Origin of the sequence: Vibrio sp. THAF64 (assembly GCF_009363455.1) — a bacterium.
GTDB lineage: Bacteria > Pseudomonadota > Gammaproteobacteria > Enterobacterales > Vibrionaceae > Vibrio > Vibrio coralliilyticus.
The window spans coordinates 668,118-687,490 of sequence record NZ_CP045356.1 but is presented as its reverse complement, the minus strand read 5'-3'; the positions used below and the strand labels follow the sequence as shown (position 1 = coordinate 687,490).

At 45.1% G+C, this 19,373-nt stretch carries 25 protein-coding genes; 18 read left to right on the top strand and 7 right to left on the bottom strand.

What is annotated here, in order from left to right; translation table 11 throughout:
* Position 1: 1 nt before the first annotated feature.
* The 3 genes from FIU99_RS19700 to FIU99_RS19690 all read right to left on the bottom strand — a co-directional run bounded on the left by FIU99_RS19700 (position 2) and on the right by FIU99_RS19690 (position 1,354).
* The gene (locus tag FIU99_RS19700; protein ID WP_099608635.1) at positions 2–538 is read right to left on the bottom strand and encodes a hypothetical protein; all 537 of its coding nucleotides are present in this window, start codon (positions 536–538) and stop codon (positions 2–4) included.
* Positions 531–1,070 (bottom strand): YaeQ family protein, encoded by a 540-nt coding sequence (locus FIU99_RS19695; RefSeq protein WP_043010713.1) that lies wholly within the window; start codon positions 1,068–1,070, stop codon positions 531–533. The genes FIU99_RS19700 and FIU99_RS19695 overlap by 8 nt, the downstream gene beginning before the upstream one ends.
* A 74-nt stretch (positions 1,071–1,144) precedes the next feature.
* The gene (locus tag FIU99_RS19690; protein ID WP_006960450.1) at positions 1,145–1,354 is read right to left on the bottom strand and encodes a cold-shock protein; all 210 of its coding nucleotides are present in this window, start codon (positions 1,352–1,354) and stop codon (positions 1,145–1,147) included.
* 379 nt (positions 1,355–1,733) lie between these two features.
* Here FIU99_RS19690 and arfA point away from each other — a divergent pair, with 379 nt between their 5' ends.
* Positions 1,734–1,946, top strand: a complete 213-nt coding sequence (gene arfA / locus FIU99_RS19685; protein ID WP_006960451.1) for a ribosome alternative rescue factor ArfA — start codon at positions 1,734–1,736, stop codon at positions 1,944–1,946.
* Positions 1,947–1,993: 47 nt separating this feature from the next.
* Here arfA and FIU99_RS19680 read toward each other — a convergent pair whose 3' ends face one another.
* Positions 1,994–3,157 (bottom strand): threonine/serine exporter family protein, encoded by a 1,164-nt coding sequence (locus tag FIU99_RS19680; protein WP_152472518.1) that lies wholly within the window; start codon positions 3,155–3,157, stop codon positions 1,994–1,996.
* A gap of 470 nt (positions 3,158–3,627) precedes the next feature.
* On the opposite strand from FIU99_RS19680, the gene FIU99_RS19675 reads away from it, so the two are divergent.
* Both FIU99_RS19675 and FIU99_RS19670 read left to right on the top strand, forming a co-directional pair.
* Positions 3,628–3,990 (top strand): hypothetical protein, encoded by a 363-nt coding sequence (locus FIU99_RS19675; RefSeq protein WP_006960453.1) that lies wholly within the window; start codon positions 3,628–3,630, stop codon positions 3,988–3,990.
* A gap of 212 nt (positions 3,991–4,202) precedes the next feature.
* Positions 4,203–5,369, top strand: a complete 1,167-nt coding sequence (locus FIU99_RS19670; protein WP_021457197.1) for a D-alanyl-D-alanine carboxypeptidase family protein — start codon at positions 4,203–4,205, stop codon at positions 5,367–5,369.
* A 41-nt stretch (positions 5,370–5,410) separates the two neighbouring features.
* Here FIU99_RS19670 and FIU99_RS19665 read toward each other — a convergent pair whose 3' ends face one another.
* The gene (locus tag FIU99_RS19665) at positions 5,411–5,926 is read right to left on the bottom strand and encodes a cytochrome b (protein ID WP_152472517.1); all 516 of its coding nucleotides are present in this window, start codon (positions 5,924–5,926) and stop codon (positions 5,411–5,413) included.
* A 421-nt stretch (positions 5,927–6,347) separates the two neighbouring features.
* Here FIU99_RS19665 and FIU99_RS19660 point away from each other — a divergent pair, with 421 nt between their 5' ends.
* The 6 genes from FIU99_RS19660 (at position 6,348) to FIU99_RS19635 (ending at position 10,799) form a co-directional block, all read left to right on the top strand.
* Entirely contained in the window at positions 6,348–6,701 is a 354-nt protein-coding gene (locus tag FIU99_RS19660) for a helix-turn-helix transcriptional regulator (protein WP_006960455.1), read from the top strand.
* 85 nt (positions 6,702–6,786) lie between these two features.
* Positions 6,787–7,002 carry a DUF3820 family protein gene (locus FIU99_RS19655; protein ID WP_006960456.1) on the top strand — a complete coding sequence of 72 codons (216 nt, stop codon included), beginning with the start codon at positions 6,787–6,789 and terminating at the stop codon, positions 7,000–7,002.
* A 29-nt stretch (positions 7,003–7,031) separates the two neighbouring features.
* Positions 7,032–7,274, top strand: a complete 243-nt coding sequence (locus FIU99_RS19650; protein WP_006960457.1) for a hypothetical protein — start codon at positions 7,032–7,034, stop codon at positions 7,272–7,274.
* Positions 7,275–7,579: 305 nt separating this feature from the next.
* Positions 7,580–8,440, top strand: coding sequence for a hypothetical protein (locus FIU99_RS19645; protein ID WP_152472516.1), 861 nt, complete (start codon positions 7,580–7,582; stop codon positions 8,438–8,440).
* A gap of 128 nt (positions 8,441–8,568) precedes the next feature.
* Entirely contained in the window at positions 8,569–9,009 is a 441-nt protein-coding gene (locus tag FIU99_RS19640; protein ID WP_152472515.1) for a hypothetical protein, read from the top strand.
* Positions 9,010–9,368: 359 nt separating this feature from the next.
* Entirely contained in the window at positions 9,369–10,799 is a 1,431-nt protein-coding gene (locus FIU99_RS19635; RefSeq protein ID WP_152472514.1) for an NAD-dependent succinate-semialdehyde dehydrogenase, read from the top strand.
* A 47-nt stretch (positions 10,800–10,846) separates the two neighbouring features.
* On the opposite strand, the gene FIU99_RS19630 is transcribed toward FIU99_RS19635, so the two are convergent.
* Positions 10,847–11,095 carry a hypothetical protein gene (locus tag FIU99_RS19630; protein WP_006960461.1) on the bottom strand — a complete coding sequence of 83 codons (249 nt, stop codon included), beginning with the start codon at positions 11,093–11,095 and terminating at the stop codon, positions 10,847–10,849.
* 231 nt (positions 11,096–11,326) lie between these two features.
* Between FIU99_RS19630 and FIU99_RS19625 the strand changes: the two genes are divergently transcribed.
* The 9 genes from FIU99_RS19625 (at position 11,327) to FIU99_RS19585 (ending at position 18,975) form a co-directional block, all read left to right on the top strand.
* Positions 11,327–11,959 (top strand): hypothetical protein, encoded by a 633-nt coding sequence (locus FIU99_RS19625; protein WP_006960462.1) that lies wholly within the window; start codon positions 11,327–11,329, stop codon positions 11,957–11,959.
* A gap of 9 nt (positions 11,960–11,968) precedes the next feature.
* The gene (locus tag FIU99_RS19620) at positions 11,969–12,652 is read left to right on the top strand and encodes an ABC transporter ATP-binding protein (RefSeq protein ID WP_152472513.1); all 684 of its coding nucleotides are present in this window, start codon (positions 11,969–11,971) and stop codon (positions 12,650–12,652) included.
* Positions 12,640–13,899, top strand: a complete 1,260-nt coding sequence (locus FIU99_RS19615) for an FtsX-like permease family protein (protein ID WP_152472512.1) — start codon at positions 12,640–12,642, stop codon at positions 13,897–13,899. Before FIU99_RS19620 ends, FIU99_RS19615 begins: the two co-directional genes overlap by 13 nt.
* Entirely contained in the window at positions 13,892–14,641 is a 750-nt protein-coding gene (locus FIU99_RS19610) for an outer membrane lipoprotein-sorting protein (protein ID WP_006960465.1), read from the top strand. The genes FIU99_RS19615 and FIU99_RS19610 overlap by 8 nt, the downstream gene beginning before the upstream one ends.
* A gap of 34 nt (positions 14,642–14,675) precedes the next feature.
* Complete coding sequence (locus FIU99_RS19605) at positions 14,676–15,908, top strand: hypothetical protein (RefSeq protein ID WP_050778628.1); 1,233 nt, start codon at positions 14,676–14,678, stop codon at positions 15,906–15,908.
* Positions 15,908–16,966, top strand: a complete 1,059-nt coding sequence (locus FIU99_RS19600; protein WP_006960467.1) for a sensor histidine kinase — start codon at positions 15,908–15,910, stop codon at positions 16,964–16,966. Before FIU99_RS19605 ends, FIU99_RS19600 begins: the two co-directional genes overlap by 1 nt.
* A complete protein-coding gene (locus FIU99_RS19595) occupies positions 16,956–17,741 on the top strand; it encodes a LytTR family DNA-binding domain-containing protein (RefSeq protein WP_006960468.1) in 786 nt (261 codons plus the stop codon). The genes FIU99_RS19600 and FIU99_RS19595 overlap by 11 nt, the downstream gene beginning before the upstream one ends.
* Positions 17,742–17,757: 16 nt before the next feature.
* Positions 17,758–18,267, top strand: a complete 510-nt coding sequence (locus FIU99_RS19590; protein ID WP_039951920.1) for a DUF6653 family protein — start codon at positions 17,758–17,760, stop codon at positions 18,265–18,267.
* Positions 18,268–18,348: 81 nt separating this feature from the next.
* Complete coding sequence (locus FIU99_RS19585) at positions 18,349–18,975, top strand: LysE family translocator (RefSeq protein WP_006960471.1); 627 nt, start codon at positions 18,349–18,351, stop codon at positions 18,973–18,975.
* 52 nt (positions 18,976–19,027) lie between these two features.
* Here FIU99_RS19585 and FIU99_RS19580 read toward each other — a convergent pair whose 3' ends face one another.
* The gene (locus tag FIU99_RS19580) at positions 19,028–19,210 is read right to left on the bottom strand and encodes a hypothetical protein (RefSeq protein ID WP_006960472.1); all 183 of its coding nucleotides are present in this window, start codon (positions 19,208–19,210) and stop codon (positions 19,028–19,030) included.
* Positions 19,211–19,373: the final 163 nt, after the last annotated feature.

Below are 19,373 nucleotides of genomic sequence, written 5' to 3'. Positions count from 1 at the left end.
ATCAACCGAAGGTGCGTTTGAACCAACTCCAAATAGGGTTGCTTCGTTGCGTTACTGGGGAATTGTCGCTTCCCAGGTAGTAGCTCGCGAGATACTGTGTCCGGATGGCATTTACATCTAGACCAGAAAGGTCGTTTTGTAGATTAGCGGTTGTTTCAGCGTGGTCATTAGCCAGGCTGAAATCCATTTTCAGATAACCCTGAATATAGAGCCAGACATGTGTTACCAGAGTTAGCATTTGATAATCTTGATACTCGAATCGCTTGGCATTTTGTTCACCAAGGTTATCGTGTAATGCTTTCCACATGGCTTGAACCGCTTCTCGGTTGGTTTCAACACGAGACAGGCACTCAATATGCGCTTTCGTCATGATGCCGAGTAAATGGGATTCATCGGCGCTATTGGGTTTATTCTGTTTTACTTTGTCAAACAAGGCCGATTGGTGCTGCAAAAACTGCTGCCACAGTTTGGGATGTTCCTTTACTGCGTCCAGTGACTCTGCGCCAATCGCTGTGAATGCCTGTTCCAGATCAGTCATTGGATTGTAGAGTCTCGATCTGAACTTCAAATGAGCCTTTGTCACAGTCAATGAACAGGCTGCTGCCAGTAATCATTACGGATAGATCCATTCCGCGTTCAACTACTTCAGACAAAGCATCGATGCCTTCTGCACTGAGTCGGTATATGTTGGCGTCATACTGGTGAGATTTGTTTTTGGTTTGCGTCCACCAGACGTCAGATTTGCTGGTAAAGGTGAAGATGTCGACTCTCTTTGCTAAGCGAGTGGCTTTCTTAATGCGATCAAGGGAAGGTTCACCAATTTCAATCCAGTGTAGGATCGTATCATCAAGTGCTTTGATCCAGAGGTCCGGTTCTTCAATCGAAGATAGGCCTTTAGTGAATGCAAGTTCCGGTTGATATTGAATACAGTAAGCCAGAATACGCGCCATCATTCGCGGAATGGTTTCTGATGGGTGCTGTGCGATAGTCAGTTGCGGAGAATCGTAGACGTCACGGTTAGTGTCCGAGAGCGAAATTCGAAACTTATAGATAGTGGGTTTGAGTGCCATAGTCGTTTACTACACATAAAAAAATAGCCAGCTTTAAGCTGGCTATTGTAAAACTTTATCTAGCTAGTTGAAAATTAAACTAGTTTGATGTTCTCAGCTTGTGGGCCTTTTTGACCTTGAGATACAGTGAACTCAACTTTTTGACCTTCAACTAGAGTACGGAAACCGTCGCCAGTGATTGCAGAGAAGTGAGCGAAAACGTCAGGGCCGTTTTCTTGTTGGATGAAACCGAAGCCTTTAGTTTCGTTGAACCATTTAACTGTACCAGTAACAGTGTTAGACATAATGTATATCCTTGATAAATCTTGTAAAAGCCATGACGGCAACGATAGCGTGGAAAAGGAGATTGCTATTGCGCACGACGTTACGGAAGAAATACAAGAAATCCAACGAAACGGCGGAATAAAAACAAGAACCGTTTTCTAGCTGCCGTCTAGTCTAAAGCTAAGTGGCACTAAGTCAATAAAATTCATATGATACTTTTTCGTTACCATGCTCTTTTCATTCGAAATTTGCGCTAGGTAGAGTTTCGGAAATATTACTGATTGGGCTATAGATAGTGTAACATTCGTTTGTATGGTGATTTATTCTGTCAAATATGGGTTTGATGAGTGATTTATCACCAAGTACTAGTCGTTTGTAAAATCAAAGCAGGACAAAATTATGGGCAAGAGTGCCAGAAAAAAACTTAAGCACGCCGCTTCCCTTCAAGCTAATTTGGAAGTTGGAAGAGGTGAAATACAAGACAATGCGTTAAAAGCCATCGTTACCAGCCAACTGTTTAAAACGCGGGTAGAGAAGTCGAAAAAGGGTAAAGGGAGTTTTTCTCGTAAGCTAAAACATAAGGGCAAAGAGCCCTATTCAAAAGCCGCTTAAACAGCAACTTTCGAATAGGGCTCTTTTCTTTTATCTATTGAGTGCGACTATCGCTCGATTCGCGGTGAGTAAATCGAATAAGCCGTAACCTGACCAGCAACAATCGCTGAGAACATAAACAGTGCTGAGAGACCAATACTTGGAATGGGCAAGATAGACTGTTCAAATACAGATTGCCCAGCACTGACCAAAACTCGACTACCTGGTACCAAGATGATGATGCCCTGAACGATATAGATAGACCCGGTGAGCTCCATCTTCTTCGCCACCCAAGTGCCGTAGAGCGTGATCAGTACGGTGGTAATCCAAGTACCCACAACCCAACCACTTTCGAAACCTAGGTAAAATGGTCCCCACATGCCCAGTACCGCTACAGGCAAACCGAGCAAAATGTCTTTAGGTCTGGCATTGAATATCACACCAAGAGATACGGATATTAGAAACAGCCCTGAGATGTGGAGCCAAGTGGGTATCTCATTGACGTAAGAAGTGGTATCCGGCTGCCCCCAGATTGCTTCTCCGATGTTCAAACCCATCATAATGCCGACAAACAGTTTAATCAGGGTGAGAAAGCTTTGACCCAGCAGGCTGGTCCCTGAAACCAAATCGTTAAACGCTAGACATTCGAGCGAGTTAGCTATCGATAAACCGGGAACAAATAAGACGATAGCGGCGATACACAGCGCCCAGACAGGGAGATCGGCGCTGGTACTTGCGAAAAAGGCAACCAGAATGCCGGTGACCAGTGCAGCGACAAACTCTACGGCGATAGAGCGCCTCGCTTTACAGATTTGCTGAGCGCCCCATGCGAGAAAACCAAGAAAGATCGAAATATAGACAGCCTCTAGCGTACTACCAACCAGCATAAGGTACGCAGGTGGAATCCCCATATTCGCAAGTGCCGTGACCCATTTAGGGTAGCCTACAGGCTCTGGAACGGGCTCCTTACTGGGTTGGTTAATTCGAATAATGGTGTTCGCCAGTAAGCTGAGGTTAATCGAAGCGGGCTGATGGCGCTTCATAACCACGGCATTGTTGTCGTCAGGAAACTGATAGTTAACGGTTGTTGGAGTCGCTTGAATCATGACATCGACGCCATGTTTTCGAGCATAAAATTGAGTGTATTTTTCTAATTTGTAGGGCGCGCAGCCACTACGATGCAAGGTGTCACCGATCTCAACGATCTTTTTGATTCTGTACTCTGAAGGCATGGTATGTAGTACGAAATATCGAATGCGCGCAAAGGTAACAAAGCCATATGTTCTATTCGAGCGCAAATCTACTGAACAGTGGCTAGAGTCACACTCTTTTTGATATTCCCAATGATAGGGATGCTGAAAAGTGAAAACTTAGATTGTAACAACGTATTTGGGCTCGAAATGTCTGGTTTAAAATGCATCAGATCACAAAATTGCCAACGATTATAGATGTAAATGTTGTTACTTAAATGTAACTGTATATTTCGATTTTGGCGGGTTTGTTGGGTTTTGAGCTTGAGTTGTAAGGAACCTTACCTATTGTTTTGTTAACCATTATTTTACATATGTTGCAGGGGTATTTGACGGACAAAAAATGTACCAATTTAGGGGTTGAATTTCGGAGGGAAATGGCGAAAATATGTGCAAAATGAGTTTGCAAAAATGAAAGGAAGCTTTTTCCAAGTTTAAAAAGCGAGGCAATGATGAAACTATTTCTGATAATAATGGCGTCAATCTCAGCAGGTGTGCTATCCGCTGAACACCTTCATTCTTTCATGTTAGGTCTTTCGATTTCTGCATTGGCCGTTGGCAGCTGCTACTGGTTTGCATTCCGAACGACTCGTTTTCCTCAGCTAGCTTTGTTGCTTCTGATTTGTGGCATGCTATCTAAGCTGACTATCACCGTGATTGGGGTGAGTTGGAGTATGTCGGAAGAGCTGATTACTTCTCCATTAGTATTCGCACTGTCATACCTATTCTTCTCTTTAGTAGTGACTTACTTGTGGTTTAGCTACCGAGACAGCATTACGCCAAAACCGAAGAAGGTTCAGGAAGCTCAAGCTTAGTCGCTCAGAGAATCAAGATTGATAAAGCCAGTGTTATGAACACTGGCTTTTTTGTACTAATCTACCCATATATGGAGTCGAACTCTCATTATTTAATAAAACTTTCCAATAAGCGTAACGATTGATTACAAAGCGAATAAATATCATTGTTGTTTGTTTATACTCGAACTAATCATAAAAACTCCGATTGTGACTAGAGTTGGTAACGTCCCATGAAAAAAACGTTTCTCCTAAAAGCAGCACTTTTCTCCTCTATCGCTGCGACATTCAATGCCATTGCGGCACCTACTATTATCCCTGAGCCTCCGACATTAGGGGCGAAAGGCTATGTTTTGATTGACTACAACACTGGGCAAGTGTTGGTAGAAAAGAATGCGAACACCAAGCTTAATCCGGCCAGTTTAACCAAACTGATGACGGCTTATGTGGCGGGACAGGAAGTTAAAGCGGGCAACATTACTTTGGATGATCAGGTTGTGATCAGCAAAAACGCTTGGGCAAAGAACTTCCCTGATTCGTCAAAGATGTTTATCGAAGTAGGCACTACGGTACCTCTGATGGATCTTTATCGTGGTCTTATCGTGCAATCAGGTAACGATGCGAGTGTCGCGATTGCAGAATACGTTGCTGGCAGCGAAGGGGCCTTTGTTAACTTAATGAACTCCTGGGCTGAAAAGCTTGGCCTAGAAAACACCGCCTATACCAATCCGCACGGTTTGGATAGCAATGGTCTTTATTCAACCCCTATGGATATTGCGAAACTGGGCCAAGCCATAATTCGTGATTTGCCTGATATCTATCCTCTCTATAGCGAGACGTCTTATACCTACAACGGCATTACTCAGTACAACAGAAATGGTTTGCTACGAGATCGCAGCATGAACGTTGATGGTATGAAGACAGGTTACACCAGCGGTGCAGGGTACAGCTTGACCACATCCGCAACCAGTGGGGACATGCGTTTGATCGCAGTGGTGATGGGCGCAAGCAGCACTAAGAGTCGAGAATCTGAAAGTAAGCAATTACTTAGCTATGGTTTCCGATTCTTCGAAACGGTGTCACCTACCAAAGCTGGCGACACTGTGACCGAAGCGAAAGTCTGGATGGGTGAGCAGGATCAGTTAAGTGTGGGTGTCAATGAAGATATCTACATGACACTACCAAAAGGTAATGCGGCCAAATTGACGGCTGAAGTCGAATTTGACCGCGAATTGGTGGCTCCTATCACTGAGGGAGAAAAAGTCGGCACCATCATATACAGCGTGGAAGGTGACGAGGTCGCGACGGCAGATCTAATCGCTCAGGCTGATGTTGATGAAGGCAGCCTTTTCAAAAAGCTCATGGACTGGTTCAAACGTCTGATTTCTAGCTGGTTCTAACAGATAAGCGGATGCCTTGTGCATCCGCTTTTGTCTGTACTCTAAAGCATCAATTTAAGGACATTGTGTTTCCTAATAAGATGATGGTGAGCCACTGCGAGAATATGAAGCATCACCAGTGAAGCAAGCATCAGGCAAGATAAACGGTGAACTTGAAAGAAAAACGAACTTATTTCTACTTCTTGAATTAGATTGCTAATTTCTACTATCCAGAAAAAATAATACGGGCTTTGTAGCATCAGAAATCCGGAAATAAATACCCAAGACATCATGAAATACATCAGCGAATGAATGAGTTTAGCAATACTCTTTTGCCAATGAGCAATGTTGTCGTCAACCTCTAGGCTTGGCCTAAAATACTTCCACACCCAACGTGCCAAAAACACGGGAGCAGCAACTGTGGCAAGAGACATGTTTAATGTCGACAAGAAGTGAAACATAGGAGAATCCTGGGTTGTAAGGTGCATCCCATATCCTGCCATTGTTGTGTACACAATGATGATTGCCATAAACCAATGAAACGTTTTGGTGACTCTGTCATAACTTACTCCGCTCATGTTCATACCTTCCCTTTCATATTCACACTAGACAGAATCAAGCCAACATAATAAGTGCTTAATAAAAGTTATTAGATGATTCTGCTGTTATTTTATTTTGCTAATTAAGTGAGAATCTAGCGGAAGGAGAGTTATATTCATCATTTATCCCTGTTTTTGGAAAGGATATCCCGAATAAAAATAACGGTTGTAAGTGAGTTTATAAAACTATTGTTTGGTTTATTAATAAGCATTTATTTGGAAGATATGAGCCGTCGAACTGTTACATATAGTAAATGGGTTTGTACGTCATCATTGCACCGCATTAGAGACTGCCGTTAGCGAGCAAACCAAACTCTTAACTAACGTTAACTCATTGCTGACATCTCTGTGAATGAAAAGGCGCAGAATCCATCGCACTAAGCGATACAAGGATTCACCCATGGAATTTACTGAGAAGGATAGAGAGGCGTTATACAATACGTGGATGTCTCAAAAGTCTAAAATGCGTCTCACGCAAATGGAGTTTGCGAAAAAGTTAGGGATCAGTCAGCTAAGCTTCTCGCAACTCTTACGCGGAGAAGAGCCTTTGACGATGTCGTTCATTAGCCACTTTTGCCGATTACTTCATCTCGATGCGAAACTGGTCTTTCCTTCACTTAAACAAGCTAATGATATGGGCCCTAAGGTGGTTTATCTCCAAAGCCGAATGAGTGTTGACGGAGAAATCCAGAACGCTTACATCGAAGGTAATCAAATCGTGGTCGAGTACGCTCACACTGTAAATCAAGCGTAATGTGAGCCTACGGTAGCGCCGCCTCTGTCTGGCATTAAATTTCAGTGGTACTCTAGGTATAGAGTTCATCCTGAATAGTAATATCATGCTGGAAAAAGAAAATCTTATTAAGTTAGCACGCGTCCAGATGCCGTTTGGCAAATATGCTGGACGCGTTTTGATCGATCTCCCCGAAGAATATCTACTGTGGTTTGATAAGAAGGGCTTTCCTAATGGGGAGCTCGGCGACCTCCTCAAGCTATGCCTTGCGCTAAAAATCGAAGGATTAGATAGCGTCGTTAAGCCTTTAAAGCGAATGTAACCCCCAAAAACTTAAATAAAAGACTGACTATGAATTTTGATATCGAAGCATTGAGACACCACCAACTGGTCGAAGATGGCCAACTTGAGGGATGTTACATTCATCAACCTGCTGAAGGTAGCCAGCAAGATGACAAAGCCGTTTTGGCAGAGCGCCAAGCGTTAGAAAAGATGGGCTATAAAGTAGTGCAGGTTCAAGCGAAAGGTAAAACAACAACCTTTGCTGAGGCGATGCAAAAGTTTGCGAAGAAGAGTGGTCATCAGTCCAAATAATCGGCGGATGTAACCTGCCACAATATCCTTAACCTCTCCCAAGATAAATCCTGTTTCTATTCAAAAGAGTCAGCCTGTTAGGCTGACTCTTTTTTGCCCTGTTCCGTGCCATAACCGCTCAACCTCATGAATCATATTGTGGTGGTTTGACTTACTTTTTCTTATCGGTGTAATGTCTAATGAGTTGGGGCTTACCATTTAGCTATAGTTCGTAAGTTACTGATAAATTATAATCTTTATCAAAGGTAATCTTGAAAGTAGAAAGTCAGATACCACCTCTATAACTCATTGGGTTGTACTTATATATGGATACTAAGGCGCAGAGAAAAGCTCTCGATTTGAAACAAAGTAGGCTAGAAAAAATGTTCATTCTGATACTTTCTATCGGAGCAGCTCTAGTCCTTTGCTTACTATCAATCGTGCTTGTTGATGCCTTTTCTAAACCAGTTGATCTTAGTGTCTCTGGAGTGAACTACTTTTTTGGAGAGGTGTTAAAAATCCCTCTTCTTACATTGGCTGCATTGATACCTGTTTTGGGACTGATTAAGGCTTCGAGTAAGATGATTCAGTCTGAGAGGCAGTTGTTCGAGACTCAAATCCAAAACACAGCTAGTAATTATTATCTTCATAAACAGCAATTCGCTGTGCTGTGTGACAGAGTTACTAAGAATGAGTTTCTTGATATAGAAGTTGATTCTGATGCATTGTATCGTTGGTTGTTCCCCCAAAATACGCCTTACAATATGGTTTTTGATCGCGATATGGAAAACGTAAGTCCTCTCGGTGGACTAGTTTCTTTTCTCAAAGGTCAAGAAATGACTTACGGTAGTTTTGAAAATTGGGTAAAGCACATTGGAGACTCTGGGGACAAGCAGCATGTAATTCATCTTCATAAAAGCTTCAGAGATACATGTCGAGCGTATGGTATTAACGCCAAAGGTAATAGCAATCATTCCGTGTCCATTCAGATTGACCAAGACAGTTGGCATGTGTTCCCAATTATTGCTGATGGCACTGGGATGTCTATTATGGCGTTAAGAAAGGTTCTTGATAAATTGTGTAGTTTCGCAAACGCAAGACTAGATTATCCAGCTAGTAATGATTTCTTTTGGCTCGACGGAAAATTATCAGAGCTCGACTTTTATGAAGTCAAAGCAATAGAGTGAGACGAACATAACTCGAGAATCGTTAATTGTCGTAGTGTTTACCTTGCCGAGATCGACTCTGCTCTGTATTAACACTGGTGTTGTATCGCTCACAAGTTAACAAAGGGTCATGTTTACACGGAGGAAAATTGGAAGATATTCGAGGTAATTTAGAAACTTACAACAAGCAAGATTTAGCTATAGAACATCTTAATCTTGCACTATCGCTGTACGTAAAAAATGAAAATATGGCTTCAGTCATCCACTTAGCAGGTGCCGCAGAAGAGATGCTAGGTAAGATCGTTGCTCTTCATGATAAAGAAAATTCTAAAGACGCTTTATTTCGCCAAATGCGCACATGGTGGCAGCAAGTACTGAATACAGATACACCGAAAAACTCAGTTTTAGATAAAACAGTGTTGAATGCGAAAAACACTGTTAAACATATCAACGGTAAAGAGGATCTCACTGTTGAACTTGATTTAAAGAAACAGGCAAGACAACTCTTAGATCGAGCAGTTCAAAATTATCACAAGATACCGGGTTTGAAGAACACCCCGGAAATGCTCGCGTATCATCAAAAGAAATAAACATAGAAACGTTTAAGGGGGCAAAGTAATTTCTCTCATCAATTCCGATTGAATTAGGTTCATTGCTCTAACAAGCTTTTGTCCAATCTTGAGTTGCAGCAAAAACTCCTCAAAGAAAGCTCTTTACTTTGGTTTGATAAACAACGCAGACCAACTAGTGAACTGGATCAGTGACCTCAACTATGTTTCTCTTTGAACATTGAAGACCTAGATAGTGTTGTTAAACCCCTCAAACGTATGTAATTCTAGAGGCACACAAACCGTGGGCTTTATTTCCTAGCGTGAGCAGTTTTTCATCGTCAGAAAATCACCAGTATTCACAGCCCAATCCTCAATAGGCGAAGAACAAGGTAATCACAATGCAGCAAATAGGTAATCAGAGTTTAGTGTCTTTTATGGTGTCGGATCAGGACAGAAGTATCGCGGTTTATAACCCCGCGACACAAGAGCTGCTGGGTTATGCACCGGTTTCCACTCAGGAGGAAATCGAACAGGGAATCGTTCGGGCTCATAACGCTCAGAAAGAGTGGGCCAAGCTGACTGGCAAGCAGCGAGCTGCCATCCTCCAAGGTTGGTTTCGATTACTGGTTGAAAACCAAGATGACCTCAGCCGTTTAATGACCCTAGAACAAGGCAAGCCACTAGCGGAAGCGAAAGGTGAAGTGCTCTATGGCGCGAGCTTTGTTGAGTGGTTCGCTGAAGAAGCAAAACGCACTTATGGCGAAACCATTCCAGCACCAACACCGGACAAGCGTATGGTGACCATTAAGCAGCCAGTCGGTGTAGCGAGTGCGATTACGCCGTGGAATTTTCCGATAGCGATGATTACTCGCAAAGCCGCTCCCGCGCTTGCCGCAGGTTGTAGCTTTGTGGTGAAACCCGCTGAACTGACGCCGTTGTCTGCGTTTGCGGTAGTGGAACTGGCCTATCAGGCGGGTATTCCTCGCGATGTATTACAAGTGGTTGTAGGTGAAAGTGCGCCAGAAGTTGGGGCGCTGTTTACCTCTCATCCACTGATTCGCAAACTGTCTTTCACGGGTTCAACTCGTGTCGGCAGTCTCCTGATGCAGCAAAGTGCCCACGATATTAAACGCACTTCAATGGAGTTGGGTGGTAACGCCCCTTTCATCGTATTTGATGATGCAGATATAGACGCTGCTGTTGCTGGAGCTGTGGCTTCTAAATTTCGTAATGCAGGCCAGACTTGTGTGTGCGCCAATCGCTTCTACGTTCATCGCAATGTATACGATGAATTTGTGGCTAAATTTGATGATGCAGTAAAACAGCTCAAACTTGGTAACGGCTTGGACGAAGGCGTGAATATTGGGCCTGTCATTAGCCAAGTCGCCAAAGAGGGTATTGAGGGTTTAATTCAAGGGGCGATTGAGCAAGGGGCGCAGCCTGTTTCACCTATAGTGCCTCAATCTGGTCAGTTTATCGCTCCGGTTATCCTGAAGAACGTGACTCAAGAAATGGATATTGTCTCCAAAGAGATTTTTGGCCCTGTGGCGCCAGTCTTGGCGTTTGAGAGCGATGAAGAGTTGATTGAGATGGCGAATGACACCATCTATGGTCTGGCGGCTTACTTCTACAGTGATAATATTCGTCGTATCTGGAAGGTGGCTGAAGCGCTTGAATACGGAATGGTTGGAATTAATGATGGGATTATCTCATCAGAAGTCGCGCCATTTGGCGGCGTCAAACAATCCGGTATTGGCCGAGAAGGAGCCAAACAGGGGATCGATGAGTACATGGATTTGAAATACCTTTGCTTTGGAGGCCTGAGTTAACCTTGCCTCAGCATCTGAATTAAAAAAGCCCGCAATTGCGGGCTTTTTTAATGGCTTTTCTTCGGCCCGTTGCGGACTAAATCCTGACCTGTTTTGAAGATTTCGTCTGTTACCCAACGAGCTAGCAGCAGCTGGTGGTTATCATCCAACACTGCCACAAAGTGGCGGCCATCAGCATTGTTCGTTGCAAGGGCGATACCTGCAATGCCTTCCAGACCAAAACTGCCGTTTTCGACAGCAATAAGAAAAGCTTCTAGCTCTTCGAGATTATCAATGATGCGATCATCACTAAACATAATTTCTTCTCTCTCGTCACATTGAATTTCAATGCGATAACTAATCATGGCGCTACTTTAACGATCATAGCCGTTGATTTCCAGATAAGCCGCAGAGGCTGAACAAAATCTCACCATTCACGCTCTATTTTTACCATTCACGTCTTCCAACCACCGTTCGTCGCATACCCAAGCAGCCTTGCTCATCGCTGATTAACCTTTGAACATCAGCTAAGAAGAAGGAACGACAAAATGAAACTAACGCATCAGTTAGGTCTGTGTTTACTGGTTAGCGCTCAAGCGGTCGCAGCGCCAAGTGACAAGTTAATAGAGCAATATAATCAAGCCGCTCAAGGCGATGAAGATAAGGTTGAATCCGTTTATGAGCAGCTGCAAGGTCAGATCGAAAGACAAGGCGGTGATGCTCTGACATTGGTCTATCTCGGTAGCTCACAAACCTTGATGGGACGCGATGCTTTTCTTCCTTGGAACAAGATGAAATACGTCGAGCAAGGGCTCGGTACGATTGCCAAAGGGTTGGATATGCTATCGGATGATACAACGCCTGTTCCACTGCAAGAGATTCGTCAGGGGCTACCAGAGTCCCTATTGGCAAGAGCCGTTGCGGCGACGACTTATACATCATTGCCCGACATGTTTAATCATTTCGAACGTGGTTATGAACTGTATTCGGGGCTTCTCTCTGAGCAGGCTTTTAGGTCTCAATCCTTTGATGCGATTGCCTGGGTTTACATCTACGCCATTCAGGCCGCCATACGTGCAGAAGACAGCATACAGGCACAAAAATGGGCACAGGAAATGTCAACGCTCAATGCCCAACATCCGATGACGTTACAAGCGATAGCGATGGCCAATAACGCCTAAGGAGAGAGCATGTTGCAGTTTCAAAATCTAGCCAAGCGGTACCAACTCGGTCAGCAGCGAGTGGAGGCTCTCAGCAACGTCACTGGCGAAATCAGTAATGGTGAAATGGTCGCGCTTTGTGGCCCGTCAGGCTCTGGCAAAAGCACGTTGCTGAATATTCTGGGTTTGCTTGATAGTGAGTATGAAGGTCAGGTTATGTTCGATGGCTCGTTATACCCGAAAGAGCCACAACAATCGGCGCAATTGAGGCGAACCAGCATGGGTTTTGTATTCCAGCGCTTTAACTTGGTTCCCGTAATGAGTGCATGGGAAAACGTGGCGTACCCACTAATGTTGAACGGATACTCTGCCAAACAGCAGCAACGGCTCGCCATGGAAATGCTTGGCAAAGTGGGGCTGGAAGAGTTTGCTCACCATCGACCTGATCATCTCTCGGGTGGTCAACAACAGCGCGTCGCCATTGCACGGGCGCTGGTTCATCAACCCAAACTTGTTATTGCCGATGAGCCAACCGCCAGTCTGGATAGCCATACCGCGCAGCGTGTGATTGAACTGATGAAAACCCTCGGGCATGAATTGGGAACAACCTTCATTGTCGCCACTCATGACCAAAGAATGGCGAATCAATGTGACCGCCCCCTCTCACTGGTGGATGGCAGAATAAGCGAGGAGGCGATGAAATGGGCCAGTTAGTTCCTCAATCAGTGCGCATAGCGTATCTGAATTTGCTGCGAAATCGTCGTCGCAGTGTGCTGTCCGCTCTTATTATCACGATTGCCGTTTTTGCTTTGACGTCAGCGGGTGGGTTTGGGCTTTACACCTATGAATCACTCCAAGAATCAACGGCGCGGGATACGGGGCATCTGACAATCAGCATTCCCGGATTTTTTGAGAAAGATGAAGACATGCCATTGACGAATGGTCTGGAAGACAGCGCTGCGATCTACAAGCAACTGATATCGAATCCGGATATACGAGGCATTCAGCCTAGGATTGAGTTCACAGGGCTGGTCTCAAATGGCAATAAATCGACCATTTTTGTCGGTACTGGCGTGAATGAACGTGAGTTCGATATGAAGGGGCCGTTTCTCGACGTGCGTCAGGGTAAAACTTTGTCTGATATTCGCTCTTCGCGGTATCAACCCTCGGAGCCTGAGGTGATGCTGGGCGTCGATTTGGCCCGTAACCTCAACGTATCAATTGGTGACTGGATCGCCGTGCTTGCGACGACGAGCGACGGCGCGCTGAATGCGCTCGATTTTAAAGTTCATGGTATCTATTCAACGGGTGTACCGGACTTAGATAAGCGCCAGCTATACCTGCATATTGAATCGGTACAGGAACTATTGGTGAGTGACAAAGTGAGTACTTTGTCGGTCTTCCTCTACGAAACACAAAACACGTTGAAGCTTCAGAGTTGGGTGGAAGAACAACTCGCTTCTTTGCTACATAGCCAAGCACTGGAAGTCACGCCGTGGCAGCAAAGAGCCTTTTTCTACACCAAAGTGAAAGATTTATACGATCGAATCTTCGGCATTATGGGGGCGGTGATGTCGCTGGTGGTGTTCGTTGCCCTGTTTAACACCATGACGATGTCGGTGACGGAAAGAACGCGAGAAATCGGAACCTTGTCCGCGTTAGGCACATATCCTGCGGAAATCGTGGCGGGCTTTGTGCGCGAAGCCGCATTGTTGGCTGGCATTGGCACACTCTTAGGTGGGCTTCTAACAGCCGTCACCAGTATTGTCCTGATGGTGGTGGATGTGCAAATGCCACCACCACCGGGTCGAACCGACGGTTATCCACTCAATATCTATTTTTCACCCGAGCTACTGAGTTACAGCGCATTGGGTGTCATGGCAATTTGTATTTTCGCTGCGTTTCTTTCCGCCCGAAAGGGTGTCAATAAGCCGATAACGGAGGCATTGACCTATGTTTAAATCACTTTCTATCGTCATCGCATTGAGTCTGTTGAGTGCTGGTGTGTTTGCTAATGACACGGCAACCATGGTCAAAAATGCAGATGCCTACCGCCTTGATACAGCGTCCGCCAAAGTGGTGTCTCTCGTTACCTTGTATAAAAACGGAGAGCTGGATAAAACACGCCAATACAATGTTTATACGCGCCCCGAACGCGAGTCTTTGGTTGTGTTTAAGTCACCAGTTGAATCGGGGCAAAAGATGCTGATGTTGGGAGACAACTATTGGCTAGTGATGCCTAAAAGTCGTCGCCCGATCCGTATAACACCAATGCAAAAGCTACTCGGTGAAGCCTCCGTTGGCGATGTTTCTACTCTCACTTGGAGTCAGGACTACCGAGCGACGCTGACGGCTCAGGAAACCTTGACCATCAATGAGCGGGCAGTGCTGGCAAACCAGCTTTCTCTGCAGTCTGTAACTCAAGGTGCGAGTTACGATCGCATCGAATTATGGTTGGAATCGGAGAGCGATTTCCCGATCAAAGCCGATTTGTACTTAAAATCTGGCAAGCTGGCTAAGCAGGCATTGTTTGAACAGGGTGAGCGCGATGGCCAGTCAAGAGTCGTGAGCATGACCTTGATTGACAAGATTCAGCCAGCGAAGAAAACGGTCATTGAATATCAGCAAGTGACGGCTCATCAACTTGAAGATAAATACTATATTCCGGCATTTTTGACGCGTAACGCACTGTCGGAGCTGTAACGTGACTTACCGTTTGATTTTCGCGTTGGCGGCAATGGTTTCAGGCAGTGGCCTTGCTCAGCCAAGTTTCAACTGGGACTGGACGGTTAGTGTTAGCCAGAGTCAGCACAGAGACTCCGTCTGGTTTGAACCGCATACGGCGTCGCACACTGAGCAGCTAGACGCATTGCTTCGTGTGCAAGCCGAGTGGCAAAATTGGAGCGGCCTGTTAGCAGCAAAGAGTAGTCAACTAGCGTCGAGCAACTCATCCGATTCAACTGACAATGAGTTGATTGTTCAGGAGTTTTTTTGGCAAGGCGTCTGGGAGACTGGCGTACTACCGATTGATATGACGCTGGGTAAAATCCGCCTCGATTGGGGAGTAGGGTATGGATATCGTCCTTTAGATTTGTTCAAACCTTATCGGCGTAACCCAGTGGGAATTCAGGTAGAGGAGGGCGCAGGTGTCGCAATGGCGTCATACTTTGATCCTTCGGGAGAGTGGAGTTTGCTTTACAGCGACTCCAGTTGGACAAAGCAAGAGTCTAGCGAGCTCGAACAGAGAACTGAGCAACAGGGCATTGGTCTGCGTCGTTACTGGTTGGCAGATGAGACGGAATGGCAGGGCATTGCTTACTATGACGACGTGAGACAGGGTTTAATTGGTGGCTCCATGGTGTCTGTTTATGATGCGTCATGGGCATACCACGCTTCTTTTGTGTACCAGAGGGATTATCTAGGGTTTGAGCAGCAAGGGCTCTACTCACCCGTAACTCTTGCTAACAAAAGTAGTGGCTTTCAAGGTTTGGTTGGGCTTAATTGGGCGAGCCAAGCCGGCAATCAAATCATTGTTGAATATTGGTATGACAATCGGGCGTGGAGCAAAGAAGATTGGCGTCAGGGACTGGAAAGAGCGACTGCTTTATCAGAAAGCGCCAACACCGCTGGTCTATCGCATTCGTACGCTCAGGGGCTCAACCATATCAATCTGGCGCAGCATAACGTCATGTTTCATTGGAGTTTGAATCCCACTAGCTGGGGTCAGTGGCAATGGAGTAAAAATGCCTTATGGCTGGAGAATGTAGAGCCAACTTTTGATCTCTTATTATCGCCACAAGACGGCGGTGTCATTGCAACACAGTGGATTAATTACAGTGCTTATGACTCGGGGCAGACTTCGGTCGACGTTGAACTTGCAGCCCGTTTTATGACGGGAAGACATGACTCCGTATATGCAAATCTATCAGATAAGCGTATGATTTTTATAAATCTAAAAGGGAAATTTTGATGACTGACTTTGCTACTCGTTTAACAGACGTATTGAAGAGTTTGGTGTTTACCTCAGTTTTTTGCCTCATCATCGCATTCGCAACACATGCCATCTGGCCGAGCCCGTTTTGGGAGCATATTCTTATCAGTTTCGGCTACGGATATAGCGCAGTATTGAGCTCTCATTTATTGCAGTGGACGAGTGAGCATTGGACTCGGCGTCAGCTGAGCATGTTGTCTATTGGCGCTTCAATGGTGTTTGGTACGACCAATGCCTACTATTGGTTAAGCAAATACGACAAGTTTGCCGACTTCAGCCAGATGAAGCCGGTAATCATTCTTGGGTTTATTTTCTCAGCGGCTTGTTTTCTGTATTTCTATACGCATGAGCAAAAGCTGCAGACTCAAAAGGAGCTGGAACGGGCTCGCCGTATTCAAACGGAGCAGGAGAAAGCACTGCTACTAAGCCAACTGAAGCAGCTGCAAAGTCAGATTGAACCCCACTTCTTGTTTAATACACTGGCTAACATTAGCGTATTGATAGATAGCGATGCGACAAATGCCAAGCTGATGCTGGAGAAACTGACCGAGCTATTACGCGGGACGTTACAACGCAGTCGTCAGTACAACACGACCTTAAAAGGCGAATTAGAGCTGGTGGATGCTTACCTTGCCATTCAAAAAATACGGCTCGGAGAACGCTTGAATTATGAAATCTCCGACCATTGTTTGGGGGACCTCAATATACCGCCTCTGTTGGTTCAACCGCTAGTGGAGAACGCAGTACAACATGGCATTGAGCCCAGCTCTGTCGGTGGAAAAATAACAGTAGAGGTTGCTGAAAATCAGGATAGTGTGACCATTTCTGTTATCGACAACGGGATTGGTTTTAGCGATACGCCTAGTCATGCTGGGCAAGGTATTGGGCTGGACAATATTCGTCATCGGCTCACCACTTTGTTTGGTCAACATGCGTCACTGAACCTGAAAGAGAATGCATCGGGTGGTGTGATTGCTCAGTTGTCTGTACAACGTCGCTCATTGGAGAAACTTGAGGAAAACATGGATGCAAACTGATCTTCTTACGGCAGTCATTGCCGACGATGAGCCGTTGCTGCGCCGTCATCTTAATCAGGCGCTTGCTGAGTATTGGCCTGAACTCGATATTGTCGGGCAGGCTGCGAATGGTGAACAAGCCCTTGAAATGATCGAGCAACATCAGCCTCAAGTGGTATTTCTGGATATAAAAATGCCCGGGCTGGATGGTATGTCACTGGCAAAGAAGCTCTCTAAGCGTGATTGCCAACTTCATATTGTGTTTGTAACGGCGTATGACGAATACGCTGTCCAAGCTTTTGAAACTAATGCGGTGGATTACCTGCTTAAACCTGTCTCTGATTCTCGCCTTATCCAATGCGTTGAAAAACTGAAAGCGCGGCTAAGCAGTGCTGAACCCGCGACAGAGCTTGGTACTTTGTTGAATCAGATTCAGCAGCTCAACGCGCCCGCTCAGCCGAAATACTTAAGTTGGATTAGAGCAAGCAAAGGTGAAGAGATCCACCTCATTGCTTTGTCTGAGGTGCTTTACTTCAAAGCGGAAGACAAATACGTCTCTCTGTACAAACGAGAACAGGGCAACAAAGTTGAGTATGTGCTGCGAACGTCACTTAAGGAACTACTGGCTCAGCTTGATCCGGATTTGTTTTGGCAAGTGCACCGCTCGAGTGTGGTTAACGTCTCGATGATAGACAAAGTGAAGAAAGATTTTACCGGTAAAATGGTTGCGGTAATTGGTGACGACAGCATTCCCATCAGCAGAGCGATGCAAAGCAAATTTACCAGTATGTGGTAATGGAAGGAGATCAAAAGTGGATATCTTTAAGTGGACTGAGAAAATGATGGGAATGGATGAAGAGGCGTGGCAGCGACATGCGAGTCCGCTCAGCGTTTATTCTCGATTTACGATATTGCCGCTGCTCTCATTATCGATTTGGTCAAAAGAATGGATCGGCGTCTGGTCGACACTCCCGATTTTTATCTCTATTGCTTGGGTCTGGCTCAACCCTCGCGTTTTCTCAGCGCCAAAAAACACTAACAGTTGGGCGTCTATCGGAACCTTCGGAGAGCGGATTTATTTGCAACGATCAAAAGTTAAGATACCGGGGCACCATCTGAGGATGTGTAACCTGCTGAGTACGCTTTCTGCGCTTGGTGTACCTATTCTGATATACGGTTTGTATACCTTGGATGTTGGTATCGTCGTATTGGGGAATTTCTGGGTAATGGCATTCAAAGCATGGTTTGTCGATCGCATGGTCTGGATTTACATGGATCTAAAAGATACGGATCCTGAGTATGCCAGTTGGCTAAAATTATAGTGGGTTTGAATGCTGCAAGGCGATTGTATTTTTATACAATAATGTTACTTTTCAGTAACCCACTATGTATGAGGCACAGCCATGACCGTTGAAAGTGCGATCACCTTCTTTATCGCTATGTTGATCTTTAGCATCACACCTGGGCCGGGCGTATTTGCCATCGTTGCTCGTGCTATGGTTTCAGGCGCAAAACACTGTATTTCTCTTTCTGCTGGAATGGTTGCCAGCGACGTTATCTATCTCCTTTTAGCCTGCTTGGGTTTGGCCGCAATAGCTGAAAACTGGGCAACGCTGTTTGTGGTGATTCGTTACGTCGGTGCGGCTTACCTCATCTATCTCGGTTATAAGATGATCAAAGCACTGCCTCAGGCCAGTGAAGCGATTCAACAGGATCAAACACCAAAAGCTCCGTCTCATATCGCCGGATTTGTACAGGGCTTTCTGATCTCGGCTTCAAACCCTAAAGTGATCCTATTCTATATTTCATTCCTGCCAACGTTTATGGACTTAACCGTTCTTAATAGTCAGGATATTGCACTGGCTGCGGTATTAAGCATTGTTGCTCTGATGACAGGGTTAATGATGATAGCGATTGGTGCAGGGCGACTGGTTAAAGTGTTGAAAACTCCAAGTGCTCAACGCAAGCTGAATCAAGGGGCTGGTGGCGTGATGATTGCTGCTGGTACTTACCTCGCAATCAATAAATAGACAGATAAAAAAAACAAGCGCTTAGCAATGGGGGTTGCTAAGCGCTTGTTGTTTAAACACTCTGAACTAACAGTTCAATAAGTTCGTCTTCTGTTTCAGGTATTTTGTTAAATTCCACACTCACGTCTGCGCCGCCCTTGAGCATATACGCTTTACTGGTACAGTGATCATGGTGAAACCATTTACCACCTACACAAACATCAGTGTAACATCTTGGGTCTTTTTTCAGTTCCATGGGCATCCCTCTTGTTAACCTCCGTAACATTATGTCAACATAAATGATGTAATCACTTTGTTAAAATGATCTCGATCAAGCAGAGGTAACAATTACCTCTATGGGGTTAAAGGAAATAGACGAATTGGTGATGTAGACCCTGATTCGCTACTCACTATAAGGA

What these genes read in the sequence shown, in the direction of transcription:
- FIU99_RS19700 (WP_099608635.1), bottom strand. Translation starts at nt 538, where the DNA reads ATGACTGATCTGGAACAGGCATTCACAGCGATTGGCGCAGAGTCACTG.
- FIU99_RS19695 (WP_043010713.1), bottom strand. Translation starts at nt 1,070, where the DNA reads ATGGCACTCAAACCCACTATCTATAAGTTTCGAATTTCGCTCTCGGAC.
- FIU99_RS19690 (WP_006960450.1), bottom strand. Translation starts at nt 1,354, where the DNA reads ATGTCTAACACTGTTACTGGTACAGTTAAATGGTTCAACGAAACTAAA.
- arfA (WP_006960451.1), top strand. Translation starts at nt 1,734, where the DNA reads ATGGGCAAGAGTGCCAGAAAAAAACTTAAGCACGCCGCTTCCCTTCAA.
- FIU99_RS19680 (WP_152472518.1), bottom strand. Translation starts at nt 3,157, where the DNA reads ATGCCTTCAGAGTACAGAATCAAAAAGATCGTTGAGATCGGTGACACC.
- FIU99_RS19675 (WP_006960453.1), top strand. Translation starts at nt 3,628, where the DNA reads ATGAAACTATTTCTGATAATAATGGCGTCAATCTCAGCAGGTGTGCTA.
- FIU99_RS19670 (WP_021457197.1), top strand. Translation starts at nt 4,203, where the DNA reads ATGAAAAAAACGTTTCTCCTAAAAGCAGCACTTTTCTCCTCTATCGCT.
- FIU99_RS19665 (WP_152472517.1), bottom strand. Translation starts at nt 5,926, where the DNA reads ATGAGCGGAGTAAGTTATGACAGAGTCACCAAAACGTTTCATTGGTTT.
- FIU99_RS19660 (WP_006960455.1), top strand. Translation starts at nt 6,348, where the DNA reads ATGGAATTTACTGAGAAGGATAGAGAGGCGTTATACAATACGTGGATG.
- FIU99_RS19655 (WP_006960456.1), top strand. Translation starts at nt 6,787, where the DNA reads ATGCTGGAAAAAGAAAATCTTATTAAGTTAGCACGCGTCCAGATGCCG.
- FIU99_RS19650 (WP_006960457.1), top strand. Translation starts at nt 7,032, where the DNA reads ATGAATTTTGATATCGAAGCATTGAGACACCACCAACTGGTCGAAGAT.
- FIU99_RS19645 (WP_152472516.1), top strand. Translation starts at nt 7,580, where the DNA reads ATGGATACTAAGGCGCAGAGAAAAGCTCTCGATTTGAAACAAAGTAGG.
- FIU99_RS19635 (WP_152472514.1), top strand. Translation starts at nt 9,369, where the DNA reads ATGCAGCAAATAGGTAATCAGAGTTTAGTGTCTTTTATGGTGTCGGAT.
- FIU99_RS19630 (WP_006960461.1), bottom strand. Translation starts at nt 11,095, where the DNA reads ATGTTTAGTGATGATCGCATCATTGATAATCTCGAAGAGCTAGAAGCT.
- FIU99_RS19625 (WP_006960462.1), top strand. Translation starts at nt 11,327, where the DNA reads ATGAAACTAACGCATCAGTTAGGTCTGTGTTTACTGGTTAGCGCTCAA.
- FIU99_RS19620 (WP_152472513.1), top strand. Translation starts at nt 11,969, where the DNA reads ATGTTGCAGTTTCAAAATCTAGCCAAGCGGTACCAACTCGGTCAGCAG.
- FIU99_RS19615 (WP_152472512.1), top strand. Translation starts at nt 12,640, where the DNA reads ATGGGCCAGTTAGTTCCTCAATCAGTGCGCATAGCGTATCTGAATTTG.
- FIU99_RS19610 (WP_006960465.1), top strand. Translation starts at nt 13,892, where the DNA reads ATGTTTAAATCACTTTCTATCGTCATCGCATTGAGTCTGTTGAGTGCT.
- FIU99_RS19605 (WP_050778628.1), top strand. Translation starts at nt 14,676, where the DNA reads ATGGTTTCAGGCAGTGGCCTTGCTCAGCCAAGTTTCAACTGGGACTGG.
- FIU99_RS19600 (WP_006960467.1), top strand. Translation starts at nt 15,908, where the DNA reads ATGACTGACTTTGCTACTCGTTTAACAGACGTATTGAAGAGTTTGGTG.
- FIU99_RS19595 (WP_006960468.1), top strand. Translation starts at nt 16,956, where the DNA reads ATGCAAACTGATCTTCTTACGGCAGTCATTGCCGACGATGAGCCGTTG.
- FIU99_RS19585 (WP_006960471.1), top strand. Translation starts at nt 18,349, where the DNA reads ATGACCGTTGAAAGTGCGATCACCTTCTTTATCGCTATGTTGATCTTT.
- FIU99_RS19580 (WP_006960472.1), bottom strand. Translation starts at nt 19,210, where the DNA reads ATGGAACTGAAAAAAGACCCAAGATGTTACACTGATGTTTGTGTAGGT.